Genomic DNA, 17,164 nt, shown 5'->3' with positions numbered 1-17,164 from the left:
CGATTGTCGCCCTGCCCGTCGCTCAAGCACGCCGCTTGCCGAGATCGGCGATGTCGACGGTGTGGGTTTCGCGCGCGGTCGCCGCGGCCGCCGCCGAGATCACGCAGCAACAGGCAACGAAGATCGCGACCGGAATCCAGCCATTCGGTCCCTCGCCGACCAGGCTCGCGCTCACCAGCGGCGTGAAGCCGGCGGCGAGGAAGCCGAGCTGGGTGCCGATCGCGGTGCCGGAATAGCGCACGCGCGCCTCGAACATCTCGGCATAGAAGGACGGCCAGATCGCGTTGGGTGCGGCATAGACGATGCCCGAGAGGATCATCGCCGCGGCGAAGATCGTCAGCGTATTGCCTGAGGTCACCAGCATGAAATAGGGGAACACGAGCACCGCGCAGCCGAGCACGCCGCCGATGAACACCGGCTTGCGGCCGATCTTGTCCGCCAGCAAGGCCCACAGCGGCTGGGTGATCAGCGCGGTGACGTTGCCGAGCACGCCGGCCCACAGCATGGTTGGACGCGCCACGCCGAACTTGGAGGTGACATAGCCGAGCGCGAACACGGCGGTCATGGTGCTGACGGTGGCGATCAGCGCGCAGACGATCACGCGCAGCACATCGGGCCAGTAGTCGCGCAGCAGCGTAACGACGGGGAAGCGCGCCACTTGCGCCTTGTCCTTGATGTCCTCGAACACGGGCGTTTCGGGCATGGTCCGCCGCACCAGATAGGCAACCAGCAGCACCAGCGCGGAGAGCAGGAAGGGAATGCGCCAGCCCCAGCTCAGGAGCTGGTCTTCCGGCAGGCTCGACACCGGGATGAACACCAGCGTTGCCAGGATCGCGCCGGCCTGGGTGCCGCTCAAGGTCCAGCTCGTGAAGAAGGCGCGGTTGGAATTGGCGGAATGCTCCAGCGTCAGCGAGTTCGCCCCGCTCTGCTCGCCGGCGGCCGACAGGCCTTGCAGCAGGCGCAGAAGCGTCAGGATGACAGGCCCGGCATTGCCGATCGCCTTGGCATCCGGCAGCAGGCCGATCGCGAGCGTCGAGCCGCCCATCAGCACCAGCGTGAACAGCAGCACCGTCTTGCGGCCGATGCGATCGCCGAAATGGCCGAGGATGACGGCGCCGACCGGCCGGGCGATGTAGCCGATGCCGAAGGACAGCAGCGCGAGCAGCGTCGCCGTCGAGGGATCGACATTGGCGAAGAACACTTTTGGAAAGATCAGCGCTGCGGCGGTGCCGTAGATGAAGAAGTCGTAGTATTCGAGCATGCTGCCGACGAAGCTGACCAGCGCGGCGCGCTTGGGCAGCTTGTCTTGCGCGGCTTCCGCGCCGGGTGACGCGCGCAGCGGCGCGGTTGACGTCAACGTCATTCGAATCTCCTCCCCATGTGGCCGGTGCGGTTCGCGTCAGGCGGGCCGCCTTACGCGCGTTTTCTGTTCTGGTTGCCGCAGCCTTGGTTTGACGTCATAATGTACGAACTAGTACGTTTATGCAATACGCGTTGGATCATCGCCGGAAGGCGCCAAATTTGCCTTCACCTTCAAGGTGATCCGTGGAAACTGGCGGGAGTAACAGCAATGCTCGAGCGCATGCCGCCCCCATCGAAGCGCACCAACGACCCCGAGCGCACCAAGCGCGACATCCTCGAAGTGGCGATGGCCGAATTCGCCTCGGAAGGCTATTCCGGCGCGCGCGTCGATGCGATCGCGGCGCGGACGCGCACCTCCAAGCGCATGATCTACTATTATTTCGGCGGCAAGGAGCAGCTCTACCTCGCGGTGCTCGAAGAGGCTTATCGCAGCATCCGCGCGCTGGAGGACCAGCTCGACATTGCGAGCTGCGACGCACGCGAGGGACTGCGCCGGCTGATCGAAGCGACCTTCGACCACGACGAGCGCAACCCGAACTTCATCCGCCTCGTCTCAATCGAGAACATCCACCACGGCAAGCACCTGAAGCAGAATTTGCAGCTGCGCCAGCTCAATGCCAGCGTGATCGCAACCCTCGACGGCATTTTGAAGCGCGGCCGCGCGGAAGGCGTCTTCCGCGACGACGTCGATGCCATCGATCTGCATCTCGCCATCTCCTCCTATTGCTTCTTCCGCGTCGCCAACCGCCACACGTTCGGCGCGCTGTTCGATCGGGACCTGAGCGAGCCGAAGGTCTTGGCGAAGAGCCGGACGCAGATCGTCGAGATGATTTTGGCCTGGCTGGGGGCGAAGGGCTGAAGCAGCAAGCGGGCGGCGATCGCGTCACATTGTCTCGTGTCCCGGATCTGCAGGGCACCGCTGAAGGAGCGCTGCGCTGCGTCCGGGGCACACGGCCTTCAGAGCCCCCCTACCGATGCTCGATCGCGCGGATCGCACCGCGCAGCTCGGCGAGGCCGCGCAGGCGGCCGATGGCGGTGTAGCCGGGGTTGGTGCGCTTGGTGGCGGCGAGATCGTCAAGCATGCGGTGGCCGTGGTCGGGACGGAACACGATCCTCTTGTCCGGCGCGCGCTTCGCGTTCTCCTTCAGCAGCGCCTTCAGCACCGCGACCATGTCGACATCGCCGTCGAGATGATCGGACTCGTGGAACGACAGCCCGTCCGCCTCGCGCTTGGTCGCGCGCAGATGCGCAAAGGCGATGCGCGGGCCGAACCGTTCGGCCATTTCAGGCAGATTGTTCTCCGCGCGCACGCCGAGCGAGCCCGTGCACAGGCAGATGCCGTTGGCCTTGGACGGCACGGCGTCGAACAGCGCCTGATAGTCGTCGGCTGACGAGGCGATGCGCGGCAGGCCGAACAGCGGGCGCGGCGGATCATCCGGATGCAAGGTCAGCGACACCCCGAGCTGCTCAGCGACCGGCGTCACGCGCGCCAGGAATTCGGCGAGGTGCTGCCGCAGTATCTTTGGTGTGATGTCGCGATAGGTTTCCAGCCGGTCCCGGAATTGCGGGATGGTCATCGGCTCGGTGGTCGAGCCCGGCAGCGCGCTGGCGATTACCATGACGAGATAGTCGATATCGGCCTGGCTCATCTTCTCGAACAGCGCTTTTGCGCGGGCCTGCTGCTCCGGCGAATACTCCTGAACCGCGGCCGGACGCTTCAGGATATGCAGCTCGAAGGCGGCAAAGCGGTCCTGGTCGAAGCGCATGGCGCGGGCGCCGTTCGGCAGCTCCCATTCGAGATCGGTGCGGCACCAGTCCACGACCGGCATGAAGTTGTAGCAGATAATCCTGATGCCGGCGCTCGCGACCGCCTCCAGGCTCGCGATCCAGGCCTCAATCGACTTCGTGGCTTTGCCGCCGAGACGCTTGACGTCGTCGGGGATCGGAATCGATTCCACCACCGACCAGGTCAGCTGCGAGCGGCCCGGCTGGCCGTTCTCGATGAAGTTCTTGCGCTCCTCGACTGCCTTGCGCGTCCAGGCCTCCCCGATCGGCACCTGATGCAGCGCCGAGACGATGTCGCTCGCCCCGGCCTGCCTGACGTCGTCGAGCGAGACCGGATCATCGGGCCCGTACCAGCGCCATCCCTCCAACATGATGAATCCCTCCGATCAGTTCGCGGTCAGCACGACCTTGACGCTCTGCGAGCGGTCGAGCGCCAGCCGCAGCGCATCCGGCGCGGTCGACAGCGGACGCTCGGCGGTGACCAGCGACAACACGTCGACGCTGCCATTGGAGATCAGCTCCACCGCGGTCATGAACTCGAAGCCGAAGCGGAACGAGCCGCGCAGGTCGATCTCCTTGGCCATCACCGCATTCGCAGGCGTCGGGATCTGGCCGCCCGGCAGATTGCCGATCTGCACCACAACGCCGCCGCGCCTGACGATGCCGATCGCGCTGGCAAGGCCTGCGGCCGTGCCCGAGACCTCGAAGGCGACGTCATAGGGACGCGCCGCAGCCTGGGCCTTCAGGCCTTCCTCGCCGGCGGAAACGTTCTCGACATGCGAAGCGCCGAGCCTGGTCGCAAAGGCGAGCGGCGCCGGCGCGATATCGGCCACCGTGACGTCGGCCATGCCGGCGCGGTGCGCGGCGAGCATGGTCAGAAGCCCGATCGGGCCGGCACCGAAGATGATGCCGCGCTTGCCCTCGATATTGCCGGCACGCGCGACCGCGTGCAGGCAGACGGAGAGCGGCTCGGCCAGGGCCGCGGCCTGATACGACACGTGGTCGGGAATCTTGACGCATTGCGCGGGGATCGCGTCGAAATAATTGGCAAAGCCGCCCTGCATGTGCGGCGTCTTCGACGCCGAGCCCATGAAGTAGATGTTCTCGCACAGGTTCGGCCGGCCCTCGCGACAGGCGACGCAATGGCCGCACCAGCGCGACGGGTTGACGGCGACACGGTCGCCGACTTTCAGGTTCGCTGCGGAGCCGGAGATCTCCACGACCTCGCCCGAGATCTCGTGGCCGAGCACCAGCGGCGACTTCACCACGAAATCGCCGGTCCGGGCATGGCGGAAATAGTGCATGTCCGAGCCGCAGATGCCGCCGGCGCCGAAGCGGATGCGCACCATGCCGTCGGCGAGCCTGTCGAGCGGATGCTCGATCATGCGGAGATCTTCGGGACCGAACAGGGTTGCGGCGAGAGCGGTCGAGGTCATTTGGAGAGTCCCATGTATTTTGGCAGCCAGAGGGTCAGTTCGGGGATGTAGGTGATCGCGATCAGCGCGAGCATCAGCGGCACCAGCCAGGGCAGGATCGCCACCGTCGTGCGCTCGACCGAGAGTTTTGCGACGCGCGCGAGCACGAACAGCACCATGCCGAGCGGGGGATGCAAGAGGCCGATCATCAGGTTCAGCGTCATGATCAGGCCGAAATGAATGGGATCGATGCCGAGCTTGAGCACGATCGGCAGCAGGATCGGCACCAGAATGGTGATCGCCGCCGTGGTGTCGATGAAGCAGCCGACGAACAGGATCAGCACGTTGGCGAGTGCCAGGAACACCCATTTGTTGTGGGTGACGCTGAGCATCCAGTCCGACAGCGTCTGCGCCGCCTGCGACACCGTCAGCAGCCAGGCGAAGATCGAAGCTGCCGTGACGATGAACAGCACCGAGGCCGTGGTCTCGATCGTGTCGAACGTCGCCTTCGCGACCGTTTGCAGCGTCATGGTGCGGTAGCGGACGAGGCCGAGGAACAGCGACCAGATCACGGCGGCGACCGCAGCTTCGGTCGGCGTGAACCAGCCGAGCGTCATGCCGCCGATCAGGATCACCGGCGCCATCAGCGCCATCACCGCCGAGAAGTCGAAGTACCAGTCGATCACCAGCAGCGTACCGAGACCGATGACCACCGCGACGTTGACCGAGAGGCCGGCCATCACCATCAGCCAGATCGCGAGCGGGAACGAGAGCACGATGGCGATCTCGAGGCCGGCCGAGCCGAGCTGCGGCCAGGAGAACGGCGTGTCGCTGCCCCATTTGTTCTTGTGCGCGAAATAGGTGACGGTGATCATCATGAACAGCGTCAGGACGACGCCCGGAATGACGCCGCCGAGAAACAGCGCGCCGATCGAGACGTTCGCCATCATGCCGTAGATCACGAAAGGCAGCGACGGCGGGATGATGGGCCCGAGCGTCGCCGAGGCCGCGGTGACGCCGACCGAGAACTCGGTGGAGTAGCCGTGGTCCTTCATCGCCTTGATCTCGATGGTGCCGAGACCGGCGGCGTCCGCGATCGCGGTGCCTGACATGCCGGAGAAGATCACCGAGCCGATGATATTGACGTGGCCGAGGCCGCCGCGCATCCAGCCCACGAGGGCGACGGCGAATTTGTAGATGCGCCCGGTGACGCCGGCGATGTTCATGAGGTTGCCGGCCAGGATGAAGAACGGCACGGCAAGCAAAGGAAAGCTCTCGACGCCGGCGATCATGCGCTGTGCCAGCGTGACGTCGGGCGTCACGCCGCTAACCAGGATGTAGAGCAGCGAAGATGCGGCCATGGCGATCGCCACGGGAACGCCGAGCAGCATCAGGACGAGAAAGCCTCCGAGCAACAACAGCATGACGTTATATCTCCGATCCGTCGTAGGCACCCGGACGTTCGAGGACCGAGTAACCCTGCCGCCAGTGCTGCACCGCCGCCTGCAACGAGCGCAGGAACATCAGCACGAAGCCGAGCAGCACGGCGTAATAGACGTAATTCTTGGGGAAGTTGATCGTGGTCATCTGCTCGTCGCCGATGATCTGGATGTAGACCCAGACCAGTTTCGTGGCGTAGCCGAAGAAAGCGATCCGGATCAGGTCGATCACCGTCGACAGCGCGCGCCCCGCGGGCTGCGGGAGATAGCGGTAGAGCAGGTCGACCTGGATGTGCCGCGACAGCCGCACGCACATCGAGGCGCCAATGAAGACCACGCCGATCAGGCAATAAGTCGCGATCTCCTCGGTCCAGGCGTAGCTGTCGTTGAGCACGTAACGGGTGAAGAACTGCAGGAAGACGGCGAGCGCCATCACCCAGAAGATCGCCAGCGCCACCCAGTCCTCGAACGCGTAGATGCCGAGATCGACCTTCGGTGTCGCCTCCTCCTCGAAGGTATGGGCGATCTCTTCCGCGGTGATCTGCCGGTGGATTTCGGCGGTGGACATGGGGTTGCTCCTCTCCAAATCGTCGTTCCGGGACGGTGCGCTAGCACCAGACCCGGAACCTCGAGATCCGGGCTCGGTCCTGCGAACCGCCCCGGGATGACGACTACGTCGTCACTTCACCGCCTGGATCTTTTCCCAATCGGCCTTGCGATAGCCGAAGGTCTCGAACGCGACGTTCTTCAGCACGGTGTCGCGGAACTCGTTCTTGTCGACCTCGGTCACGGTGAGGCCCTTCTCCTTGAAGAAGGCGACCAGCTTGGCCTCGTTCTGCTTGATCTCGCCGGTGGCCTTGGCGGCGGCTTCCTGGGCCACGTCGGTGAAGATCTTCTTGTCCTCGTCAGAAAGCTTCTTCCACAGCGCGCCGGCGATCACGGTGTTGAGGTGATCGACGATATGGCCGGTCAGCACGATGTGCTTCTGCACCTCGTAGAACTTCTTGGCCTCGATCGTGGTCAGCGGGTTCTCCTGCGCCTCGACGGTGCCGTTCTGGAGCGCGAGATAGACCTCGGCGAAGGCGATCGGCGCGGTGTTGGCGCCGCAGGCGCGCGGCATGGCGAGGTAGGCCGGCACGTCGGGCACGCGCATCTTCAGGCCCTTCATGTCGGCGCAGGTCTTGATCGGCTTGTTCGACGAGGTCTGGCGCACGCCGTAATAGGTCACCGCGACGATGTGGTGGCCGCTCTTGTCCTCATAGCCCTTGGCGAGCTCCTTGAAGATGTCGCTCTTGGTGTAGGCGAGCAGATGATCGGCATCGCGGAACGTATAGGGATAATAGGTCACGCCGATCGGCGGGAAGCTCTTGGCGGCGAAGCTGGAGCCGGAGATGATGATGTCGACCGAGCCGAGCGACAGGCCCTGGTTGATGTCGGCTTCCTTGCCGAGCTGCGAGGCCGGATAGACGTCGATCGCATAGCGCCCGTTGGTGCGCTTGCCGATCTCCTGTGCGGCCCAGACCGAAGCGGTGTGGAACGGCTCCGAGGTCTCGTAGACATGGGCCCATTTCAGCTTGGTCTGCGCCGTGCTGGCGCTGGTCGCAGCCAGCAGCGTGGCGGCGGAGATCACGGCTGCAATCGTCATTTTCTTCAACATCGACTTTCCTCCATCATTCAAGTCTGCTTCTTGTTCGCCCGCCCCGGGATGGATGCGGGCCGTACAATCTCATCGCCGCCGCGCGCGACCGCTCCCGGCCTGCTTCTTTGCTGGCCGCTTTGGTGTCGCCGGCTTCGCCGGGGCTCGTGCGGCCCGGCTCCGCCCCGAAGAGGATCCTGCGGCGTTCTCGGCGCCGAAATTCTGCGCGAAGCGCTCCTGCGAGCGCGCCAGATGGGCGCGCATCGCCTCGCGCGCGGCGTCCGGATCATGCGCCGCGATCGCCTCGCGCACGGCGCGATGCTCGTCGAGCGCGGTGCGCCAGGTGCCCGGACTTTCGAAATAATGCGCAAGCTGCGCGAAATAGGGATTGAGGCGCTGGTCGAACAGCTCGCCAACCACGCGCACCAGAACGGCATTGCCGAGACTGCCGGCGATCGCGACGTGAAACGCGCGGTCGTGGACCATCGAGGCTTCGCCGGGATGCTCGACCTGCTCCATCGCCAGCAGCGAGGCGTCGATGCGGGCGATGTCGTCCCTGGTCGCGACGCGCGCGGCCTGTTCGGCGATCGCGCTTTCGAGGAATTCGCGGGCGCGCAGCAGCTCGAACGGTCCCTCGATGACGTAGGCGGCTGCGGGGGCGGCGCTTGCGGCGGGCTCGATCACATAGATGCCGGACCCGACGCGGATGCGCAGGCGCCCTTCGACCTCGAGCGCGATCAGGGCTTCGCGCACGGTCGGGCGCGACACCTTGAGCTGCTCGGCGAGCTCGCGCTCGGTCGGCAAGCGACTGCCGACCGCGTACTCGCCGCTGTCGATCAGGCTTCGCAATTGATCGGCGACCTGGCGATAAAGCCGTCTCGCCTCCACAGCTTCCAGCGGCACGCTGGTCCTCCCGAAAGGGTCACGCGGGAGTTCCCCGCCCGCGGCCTGCCAATTTTGGAAAATTGGTCTTACCAATTGACCGAAGCATTGACCTGATACGGGCGCCATGTCAAGCAGCGGCAAAGCAAAGGGGAGACGTCCATGCGCCCAGGTTCAGCGCGTCTTGGCCGCGCCAATCTCGACGGGCTGTCGCCGGGCATCCGCCGGCCGGCCTACCACCGTTCGCAAGTCACACCCGGCATCGTGCATCTTGGTCTCGGCGCGTTTCATCGCGCGCATCAAGCGGTTGTCATCGACGACTGCATTGCCGCCGGCGGTGCCGCCTGGGGCATCATCGGCGCGAGCCTGCGCAGCCCGGATACGCGCGATGCCCTCGCCCCGCAGGATCATCTCTACACCGTCGCCGTGCGCTCGGCCGAAGGCACCGAACACCGCGTCATCGGCGCGCTGCTCGACAGTGTGGTCGCGCGCGAGAAGCCGGCAGCGCTGGTCGAGCGGATGGCCGATCCCGCCATCCGCATCGTCTCGCTCACCGTCACTGAAAAAGGCTATTGCCACACGCCGCAGACCGGCGATCTCGACGAGCGGCATCCGGATGTCGTGCACGACCTCAACAATTTCGACGCGCCGCGCTCGGCGCCCGGCTTCATCGTGGCCGCGCTGGCGCGGCGGCGCGCACGGGGTCTTCCGCCCTTCACCGTGCTGTGCTGCGACAATCTCGCCGCCAACGGCCACACCGTGCAGCGCATCGTGACGCAGTTCGCCGCGCTGCGCTCAAAGGATCTCGCCAAGTGGATCGCCGATGCGGTCGCTTTCCCCTGCACCATGGTCGATCGCATCGTTCCTGAAACGACCGATGCCGACCGCGACGCGGTCTCGAACGCCCTCGGCATGCGCGACGCCTGGCCCGTGATGACCGAGCCGTTCACGCAATGGGTGGTCGAAGACCGCTTCACGGCGCGCCGGCCCGATCTCGCCGCAGCCGGCGTCGAGCTCGTCAGCGACGTCAAGCCGTTCGAGCTGATGAAGCTGCGGCTGCTCAACGCCAGCCATTCGGCGCTGGCCTATCTCGGCTATCTCGCAGGCTTCGAGACCATCGCCGACACCATGCAGGATCCGCATTTCGCGCGCCTCGCGGCAAAGGTGATGGAAGAGGCCGCGGTGACGCTGACCATGCCCGCGGGCACGGACCTCGCCGCCTATCGCGCCTCGCTGCTCAAGCGCTTTTCCAATCCGGCGCTGCATCACCGCACCTGGCAGATCGCGATGGACGGCTCGCAAAAGCTGCCGCAGCGCCTGCTCGGTGCGATGCAGGATCGCCTCGCACGGAACCTGCCGATCTCGACGCATGCGCTCGCGGTCGCCGGCTGGATGCGTTACGTCAGCGCAACAGACGAGCAGGGCCGCGCCATCGACGTGCGCGATCCCCTTGCCGGCGAATTCGCCGCGCTGGCGCGCGAGGCGGGACCTGTTGCCGAGCGGCTCGCGCCCGCTCTGCTCGGCGTTGGACAAGTGTTCGGGCCGCTGGGCGCCGAGCCGCGGCTGCGCGAGGCCGTGACCGCGGCCCTCGGCCGTCTCTACACGGATGGGGCGCGACGGGCCGTCGATAGGCTTGTGTCGGCCTGACCTTAAAACAGGCAATGCTGCACTGCAGTCCAAATCGAACGCGACGTCGAACGGAAGTCGCGCTTGATTTTTGCCGGTCCTTGCCCCACCCGAGAGCAATGGCAAAAGACAGCAAGATCATCGCCGCCAACGCGGCCTTCTACGCCGCTTTTTCAGCGGGCGACTTCGCCGGCATGGAACAGATGTGGGCGGATGACGACGGCATTTCCTGCATCCATCCCGGCTGGCCGGCGATCGTCGGACGCGCCACGGTGATCGGAAGCTGGCGCGACATCCTGCAAAATCCTGAAAGACCGCAGATCAGCTGCGCCGAGCCGCAGGCGATCGTCGACGGCGACAGTGCCCGCGTGCTCTGCATCGAGATCGTCGACGGCACCGCTCTCGCGGCTGCGAACCATTTCCGCCGCGTCGGCGACGACTGGCGCCTGGTGCATCACCAGTCGAGCCCGATCGCGCAGATTGTCGAGCAGGCCGAGGACGATAGAACAAGCCACCGCGTCCACTGAACGAGGCAAGCGGGCGGGCGCGCTCCAAGTCGCGTGCTCACAAGTCCAGCACGAGTCCGTTTCACCTTTGAAGGTGGACCTCGACGCGTCGCAGACCGATGACCGCGATGGGCCAATACCGGACATCAAACCCGACAGAGTTTGTCATCACGGCCCTTGGCCGTGAGCTCACAGCTATCCTTTTTTGGCGACCGCTGGAATTGCCGTCCGATCCCTTCTACACTTGGCCGACACGCGGAGCGATCATGGCGCAAGAAGGGCCGGGCCGAGGACGCAGATTGGCGGCGATCTTGGTTGCCGACGTGGCCGGCTATTCGCGGCTCATGCACAACGACGAAGAGGCTACGCATGCTCGCCTGATCGCGCTTCTGACAGATGTTATCGAGCCGGCCGTTGCGGAACACGGAGGCCGGATTGTCAAGTACACCGGCGACGGCTTCCTCGCGGAGTTCCCGAGCGCGGTCGAAGCGGTTAGAGCAGCTGAGCACTTTCAGAATTGCGTTAGAGACCTCGCAATCGAAGTGCCGGCAGAAAAGCGCATTATCTTCCGCGTTGGTATCAATATCGGCGACGTCATCGTCGAAGCGAACGACATTTTCGGCGACGGCGTCAATATCGCTGCCCGGCTTGAGGGGATTGCCGATCCAGGCGGTATTTGCATTTCCGCGTCAGCCCATGATCAGGTCAGCGGGAAGATAGATGTCGAATTTTTGGATCTGGGCGAACATAGCCTCAAGAACATTGCACGGCCGGTACGCGCCTATTCCGTCAAACGCAAAGCGCCCGACTTGATCGGGCACGGCTCAACGTCTCTTCCCACCGCCCCGCGCCTGTCCATCGTCGTGCTTCCTTTTGCTAACTTCGGTGGCAATCCCGAGCAGGACTATTTTGTCGACGGTATCACCGAAGGCCTGACCACCGATCTGTCACGCATCCCCGGCTCCTTCGTTATCGCACGCAATACCGCGTTCACTTTCAAGAATAAGCCGGCGGACGCTCGTGTAGTCGGCCGCGAGCTTGGCGTGCGGTATGTGATGGAAGGCAGCGTACAGAGCAGCGGCGACCGCATCCGCGTGAACGCTCAGCTCATCGATGCGACAACCGGCGCGCACCTCTGGGCCGAGCGTTTCGACAAGCTGCGCGCTGACATATTCGACATGCAGGATGAGATCACCACGCGGCTTGCCCGCATCGTCGGTGTCGAGCTGGTCGCTGCTGAAAGCCGACGCGCGGAGCGCGAGCGGCCAGAGAGCATGGACGCCGTCGATCTCGCCATGAGGGGGTGGGCAATTCTGAACCAGCCCCTATCGTTGCGCGGCCATCGTGCGGCATGCGATCTTTTTGAAGACGCTCTCCGGCGGGACGATCGCAATGTCGAGGCGTTGATCGGCCTTGCCACTTATCATTCTGATGAGCTTCGTACGTTTGCTTCGACCAATCGGGATGAACAGCTACGTATCGCCGAGACGGCAATCACCAAGGCCTTGCATTTCGCTCCACGAAACGCCTCCGCCCATTTTGTCTACGGCAATGTTCTTCACGTCTCTGGAGCAACGGAGCGATCACTGCGCGAATTCGAATTTGCTATCATGCTCGATCGTAACCTGGCTTGGGCCCACGCCAATGCAGGCTTCGCGAAGGTATTGCTGGGGCGTGCGGAGGAAGCGGAAGCCGATCTCATGAACGCGATCCGGCTTAGCCCGCGTGATCCCGGTCTGGATCGTTGGCACGCCCTGCTCGGGATTGCGGACCTGTTTTTGGGGCGACTAGAACAGGCGTTAGACCGATTGCGTAAGTCGGTCGAAATGAACCCGAACGTGGCCATGGTGCATTTCTTCTTGGCCGCCGCATCCAGTCTGAGCGGGCTTACCGACGAGGCGAGCGCTGCGCGGGAAGCCGGCCTCCAACTCGATCCGAACTTCACTGTGGCCCGATTCCGCAACGAGCGACGCAGCCAGAACCCAACATTTTTGGCCCAACGGGAGCGAATCTATGAGGGTCTGCGCCTAGCTGGCGTGCCGAAAGGGGGATAGTGGTTCTCCACAGCTCGATGTCGGCTTCGGGTCAAAAGCTGCGGTCCGGGCCGGCGCGGCACCGCGTCCGGTCTACTGCCAACGGCAGGCGTCCAGATCGGCTTATGCTTTTCAGCTAACCCCGCCGACAACGGAATTATTGGCTTGCCGCCGCGGCAGCAGTCGCCACGTACTTCCCGTAGAATTCGGCGACCCGGCCGCGCCACATGCCGACGAACGCCTCTGACGTCACGTTCTCGACCGATTTCCAGCTGCGCTTGAAGGCCGGAAGTGCATTGCCCCAAATTGCGCGTTTACACCACCGCTCGCCCTTCTCCTTGCCTTCGCTGCTGGCGCACATGGATTTCCAGGCGAGGCGAGCGGGCTTGCTGATGTGCTCGGCGGCGCCTTCCCAGCCCTGCTGATGGATCAGGTAGAGATCGCTCATGTCCGGCGTCCGGTGCGTGATCCATCCGAACTGGACGCCTTCGGTGATGATCTTGTAGGCGGCCGCAACGGCGTTATCCCGCGGACTGCGAATCTGCCCGAAGCCGAACTTGCCGAACTCATAGTGGCTGAGCTGAAACAGCCCGATATACGACCCGGTGCGTTGATTGGGATTGAAGCCGGACTCGATCTTGGCGACCGCCATCATGAAATTGAAATCGAGACCAAACGCGTCGGAGGCGCGCTTGATCTCTTCGGCCGGCGTTCCGACCGGAATGTCCTTGAACGCACGCAAGACGATCTCCGCCGGTTTCTCGACGGGCGGCAGCTCGGACCAGACATAGTAGACCAGGTAACGAAAATCCTGCGTCGACGCCGCCTTCGGAGCCTCAATGGACGCATCGCGTTCCGGCGGCAGCGGTTGAAGGACATCCTGTCCCAACGACGCCAGTTTTGGCGCGACGGGTTCATCGACGATCTCGGCTTTGGCGCTCAAAGGGCCGGAACCTGCTGACGTCTCCGAGCCAGGCGCTGCTCTTTCTGACCAAAGGGCTGCCGCAAGTCTGGCGGATGCCTCTGCGTACAAGGCAGGCGTCACCATGTTCGCAGGCGACGCCATGCTCGCAGGAGACGCCATATTCGCAGGAGCGGCCATGCTCGCCGCCGCTTCCGGCATGACATCCGGCGCCGTCGCGGCCGGTCTGTTACCGGCGGCCAGGTAAAGTCCCGCGGATGCGATCACAGCCACGATGCAGCTGGTCTGCCAAACCTTCATTGCCGGAAGTCCACGGATGGCTTCTCTACGAAGGCTGTCGGCATGTTCCTGCGGCCTGTGGCGGAGTACTCTTCGTAGAATCTTAAGGTTTAAATGTGGTGAACGAGAGCGGGCTCTCTGCCTCGCAGCTCGATGTACCCCCCTTTGGGTTCCCCGTTCTTTGCCCGGCGACGAGTTCCGACAAATCGTCCAGCACGCACTGCGCCGTGGCAAAATCATCATCCGCAAAGAACATGCTGCGGGTGATGATGACAGGGATATTCGCCTGCGAGGCCGAAATCAGGCCGTTGGCGGAATCCTCAACGGCAACGCAGTCGGCCGCACCCAGCTTCAGCCGGGCCAGCGTTTCGAGATAGACGTCCGGCGCGGGCTTCTTGTGCCTGACGTCGTCGCCGGCGACGATGGCGTCGAACTCCGCAGCCCAGTTCGCCCCCAGCGCCCGCGACAGCAGCGCATCGATGTTGCCGTGCGAGGTCGTGGTCGCGATCGCAAGCCGCTGCCCCCTCGACTTCGCCGCGGCGAGCAGCTCGATCACGCCCGGCCGAAGCTGACAGCAGCCGGTCTCGACCAGCTCGGCATAATACGCGGTCTTGATGCGGTGAAGCGCGGCGATGTCCTCGTCCGGCAAAGGCCGGGCGGTCGGCAGCCTGCCATGGTAGGCGCGCATGCGCTCCTTGCCGCCGGTCACTCGCAGCAGGTCCTTGTAGACGGCGCGGTCCCAGTGCCAGTCGAGACCGTGGCGGGCGAAGGCATGGTTGAAGGCCTGCCGATGCAGCTCCTCGGTCTCGGCCAGGGTGCCGTCGACGTCGAAGATCAGCGCGGCCGCGCGCCGGATCAGCTCGCTGGCATGCGCCGGTGCGAAAGCGAGCGCCTCTGCCTGCATGGTCGGTGCCTCCCTGTGACAGGCGACCATCGCCTGAGGCAGGAGGCGACACAAATCGCAATATCTTTTGTCGGACCCAAAAATCTCTTATGAGCGAGGGAGGCGCAGCTCGCGCGGGAACTTCGAGCTTTCAGGGAGACGCATGCGGCTTTTCGTCCTTGGCCTCGGCTACAGCGTCCGGCACTTCGTACGCCAACACTGCGGCAGCTTCTCGCACATCGCGGGCACCGTGCGCGATCCGGCAAAGCGAGACGACCTCGCCGGCATCGAAGTCCACGCCTTTTCCGGCGAGCCCCCCGCGCGCGAGACGGTCCAGCAAGTCCGCGATGCCGATGTGCTTCTGGTATCGGTCCCGCCCGGCAGCGCCGGCGATCCCGCCATCGCAGCGTTCGGCGACGTGCTGGCGGCGCGCCGCGGCAAGATCGTCTATCTCTCCACCATCGGCGTCTACGGCGATCACGACGGCGGCTGGGTCGACGAGAGCACGCCGCCGCAGTCATCGCTCGACCGCGCGCGCATGCGGGTTGCCGCCGAGCAGGCCTGGACGGACATCGCGCACGGCGATGCCGCGATCCTGCGGCTGGCCGGCATCTACGGCCCCGGCCGCAGCGCGCTGGCGACGCTGCGCGCGGGAACGGCGCGGCGCATCATCAAGCCCGGCCAGGTCTTCAACCGCATCCATGTCGACGACATCGCAAGTGCGATCATCGCCGCCATTCGCCACGGCAGCGGCGGCACCTGGAACGTCTGCGACGACGAGCCGACGCCGCCGCAGGACGTGATCGCCTACGCGGCGGAGCTGATGGGCGTTGCGCCGCCGCCGGAAGAGCCGTTCGCGACCGCCGCGATGTCGCCGATGGCGCGCAGCTTTTATGCCAGCAGTGCCCGCGTCTCCAACGCGAAATTGAAGCGCGAGCTGGGCGTCACGCTGGTCCACCCGACCTATCGGCACGGCCTCGACGCGCTGTGGCGCGCGGGCGAAGGACGATAAGGTCTCGGCCTCCCCCGGCCGCGTCCCAGTCATGTCCGGCGCGCGGTTGACTTCGCCTTGATGCGGACGTGATAGAACAACGTGGCCAATGTCGAGCCGCATCGCTTTGGCTTTGGCCTGTCCGTCGCGGTCCGCACCAGCGAGGGGTTGTCATCGGTCCCCGGCAATCCCGGCGAGTTCACCTGGAACGGCGCCTACGGCACGCAGTTCTTCTGCGATCCCAAGGAGCGTCTCGTCGTCGTGGTCGGAACGGCTGCACTAGGCGAGCTGCGCAAATATTATCGCGAGCAGGTCGAGGACCTCGTCTATGGCGCGATGACGAAGTGAAATCGGCGCGTATCGAAAGAGAAAGGGCGGCCGACCGGCCGCCCCTTTATACCCGGCGTCAGCTCAGGACGCCGTACTTCTTGAACCAGGCTTCCGCCTGCTTCCAGGCGTCGTCCGCGGCGTCCTTGCGGTAGCTGCCGCGGTAGTCGGCATGGAAGCCGTGCGGCGCTTCGGGGTAGACCTTGAATTCGGCCGTCTTCTTGTTCTCGGCCAGCGCCGCCTTCATCTGCTCGACTTGCGCGACGGGAATGCCGGTGTCGGCACCGCCGTAGAGGCCGAGCACAGGGGCCTTCATCTCGGGTGCAAGCTGCATCGGGCTCTTCGGCCACAGCGGATTGGCGGGGTCGGCCAAACTCCCGTAGAAGGCAACGCCGGCCTTGAGGCTGCTGCTGTGGGCGGCATATTCCCAGACCGTGCGGCCGCCCCGGCAGAAGCCGATGATTCCGAGCTTGGCGGCATCACCGCCCTGCGAGCCCGCCCATGCCACCACTGCATCGAGGTCCGACAGCAGCTCGGCGTCGGGCTTGGCATTGACGATCGGCAAGAGGTCCTTGATGTCGGTGATCTTGGTGAGGTCGGTGCCCTTGCGGAAGTAGTAATCCGGCGCGATGGCGAACGCGCCGAGCTTGGCGAGGCGCCGCGTCACGTCCTTGATGTATTCGTGCAGGCCGAAGATCTCCATCGCCACGATGATCACCGTGGCCTTGGTGTTGCCGGCAGGGCGGGCGAAATAGACTGGCATCTCTTCGGAGCCGACCTTGACCTTGGCATCGCCGGCCTGGAGGCCATTGGTGTCGGTCGCGACCACCTCGGCGCGCACGGGCCCGGCCGCTAGCGTGTAGCCGGCCGCCACGGCCGCGGTGGCGCTCATGAATCCGCGGCGCGAGACCGGGGCGACTTTCGTCAGCCCGACGACGTCGGATGTCATGGTGGTTTCGAAGCTCATCGGTCTATCCCTCTGCTGCCTATGCTGATGCCCCCGGGGGGCGACGCATTCGCCAATAATTGCCGGCGAAACGCAAGTCACCAGCCTGCGAGCACGCGCCCTTTCAGGCCG

At 64.8% G+C, this 17,164-nt stretch carries 15 protein-coding genes and 1 pseudogene; 6 read left to right on the top strand and 10 right to left on the bottom strand.

Translation table 11 applies throughout. The features are described from left to right. Positions 1-22 precede the first annotated feature (22 nt). Complete coding sequence (locus tag RPS27_RS01300; RefSeq protein WP_212067280.1) at positions 23-1,363, bottom strand: MFS transporter; 1,341 nt, start codon at positions 1,361-1,363, stop codon at positions 23-25. A 207-nt stretch (positions 1,364-1,570) separates the two neighbouring features. Here RPS27_RS01300 and RPS27_RS01295 point away from each other — a divergent pair, with 207 nt between their 5' ends. Continuing rightward, on the top strand, positions 1,571-2,221 hold the full coding sequence (locus RPS27_RS01295; RefSeq protein WP_194404138.1) for a TetR/AcrR family transcriptional regulator: 651 nt from the start codon (positions 1,571-1,573) through the stop codon (positions 2,219-2,221). A 109-nt stretch (positions 2,222-2,330) separates the two neighbouring features. On the opposite strand, the gene uxuA is transcribed toward RPS27_RS01295, so the two are convergent. The 6 genes from uxuA to RPS27_RS01265 form a co-directional block, all read right to left on the bottom strand. Further along, complete coding sequence (gene uxuA, locus RPS27_RS01290; protein WP_212067426.1) at positions 2,331-3,521, bottom strand: mannonate dehydratase; 1,191 nt, start codon at positions 3,519-3,521, stop codon at positions 2,331-2,333. 12 nt (positions 3,522-3,533) lie between these two features. Beyond that, positions 3,534-4,583 (bottom strand): L-idonate 5-dehydrogenase, encoded by a 1,050-nt coding sequence (locus tag RPS27_RS01285; protein ID WP_285807751.1) that lies wholly within the window; start codon positions 4,581-4,583, stop codon positions 3,534-3,536. Beyond that, the gene (locus RPS27_RS01280; protein WP_212067282.1) at positions 4,580-5,986 is read right to left on the bottom strand and encodes a TRAP transporter large permease; all 1,407 of its coding nucleotides are present in this window, start codon (positions 5,984-5,986) and stop codon (positions 4,580-4,582) included. Before RPS27_RS01280 ends, RPS27_RS01285 begins: the two co-directional genes overlap by 4 nt. Positions 5,987-5,990: 4 nt before the next feature. Beyond that, on the bottom strand, positions 5,991-6,569 hold the full coding sequence (locus tag RPS27_RS01275) for a TRAP transporter small permease (protein WP_212067283.1): 579 nt from the start codon (positions 6,567-6,569) through the stop codon (positions 5,991-5,993). A 111-nt stretch (positions 6,570-6,680) separates the two neighbouring features. Continuing rightward, on the bottom strand, positions 6,681-7,646 hold the full coding sequence (locus tag RPS27_RS01270; protein ID WP_371746369.1) for a sialic acid TRAP transporter substrate-binding protein SiaP: 966 nt from the start codon (positions 7,644-7,646) through the stop codon (positions 6,681-6,683). An 81-nt stretch (positions 7,647-7,727) separates the two neighbouring features. Next, entirely contained in the window at positions 7,728-8,540 is an 813-nt protein-coding gene (locus RPS27_RS01265) for a FadR/GntR family transcriptional regulator (RefSeq protein WP_212067284.1), read from the bottom strand. Between the two features lie 141 nt (positions 8,541-8,681). Between RPS27_RS01265 and RPS27_RS01260 the strand changes: the two genes are divergently transcribed. From RPS27_RS01260 to RPS27_RS01250, 3 genes are all read left to right on the top strand, one after another. After that, positions 8,682-10,166: a mannitol dehydrogenase family protein gene (locus tag RPS27_RS01260; protein ID WP_212067285.1), complete on the top strand. Its 1,485-nt coding sequence runs from the start codon at positions 8,682-8,684 to the stop codon at positions 10,164-10,166. Positions 10,167-10,264: 98 nt separating this feature from the next. Beyond that, on the top strand, positions 10,265-10,672 hold the full coding sequence (locus RPS27_RS01255) for a nuclear transport factor 2 family protein (RefSeq protein ID WP_212067286.1): 408 nt from the start codon (positions 10,265-10,267) through the stop codon (positions 10,670-10,672). 98 nt (positions 10,673-10,770) lie between these two features. Further along, entirely contained in the window at positions 10,771-12,705 is a 1,935-nt protein-coding gene (locus tag RPS27_RS01250; protein ID WP_313753847.1) for an adenylate/guanylate cyclase domain-containing protein, read from the top strand. Between the two features lie 136 nt (positions 12,706-12,841). Here the strand turns inward: RPS27_RS01250 and RPS27_RS01245 are convergent, their stop codons facing one another. After that, positions 12,842-13,906 (bottom strand): transglycosylase, encoded by a 1,065-nt coding sequence (locus tag RPS27_RS01245; RefSeq protein WP_212067287.1) that lies wholly within the window; start codon positions 13,904-13,906, stop codon positions 12,842-12,844. An 82-nt stretch (positions 13,907-13,988) separates the two neighbouring features. Further along, positions 13,989-14,789 carry an HAD family hydrolase gene (locus RPS27_RS01240; protein ID WP_212067288.1) on the bottom strand — a complete coding sequence of 267 codons (801 nt, stop codon included), beginning with the start codon at positions 14,787-14,789 and terminating at the stop codon, positions 13,989-13,991. A 142-nt stretch (positions 14,790-14,931) separates the two neighbouring features. On the opposite strand from RPS27_RS01240, the gene RPS27_RS01235 reads away from it, so the two are divergent. Beyond that, positions 14,932-15,780: an NAD-dependent epimerase/dehydratase family protein gene (locus RPS27_RS01235; protein ID WP_212067289.1), complete on the top strand. Its 849-nt coding sequence runs from the start codon at positions 14,932-14,934 to the stop codon at positions 15,778-15,780. Positions 15,781-15,855: 75 nt separating this feature from the next. Next, positions 15,856-16,107, top strand: a pseudogene (locus RPS27_RS01230) (penicillin-binding protein); the annotation flags it as partial. Positions 16,108-16,165: 58 nt separating this feature from the next. On the opposite strand, the gene RPS27_RS01225 reads toward RPS27_RS01230, so the two are convergent. Then, positions 16,166-17,053: a dienelactone hydrolase family protein gene (locus RPS27_RS01225; RefSeq protein WP_313753846.1), complete on the bottom strand. Its 888-nt coding sequence runs from the start codon at positions 17,051-17,053 to the stop codon at positions 16,166-16,168. Between the last annotated feature and the right edge of the window lie 111 nt (positions 17,054-17,164).

The organism is Bradyrhizobium sp. WYCCWR 12699 (genome assembly GCF_032144035.1).
In the GTDB taxonomy this organism is placed as follows: domain Bacteria; phylum Pseudomonadota; class Alphaproteobacteria; order Rhizobiales; family Xanthobacteraceae; genus Bradyrhizobium.
The sequence above is the reverse complement of the archived record's forward strand: the minus strand, read 5'-3'. Positions and strand labels throughout refer to the sequence as shown.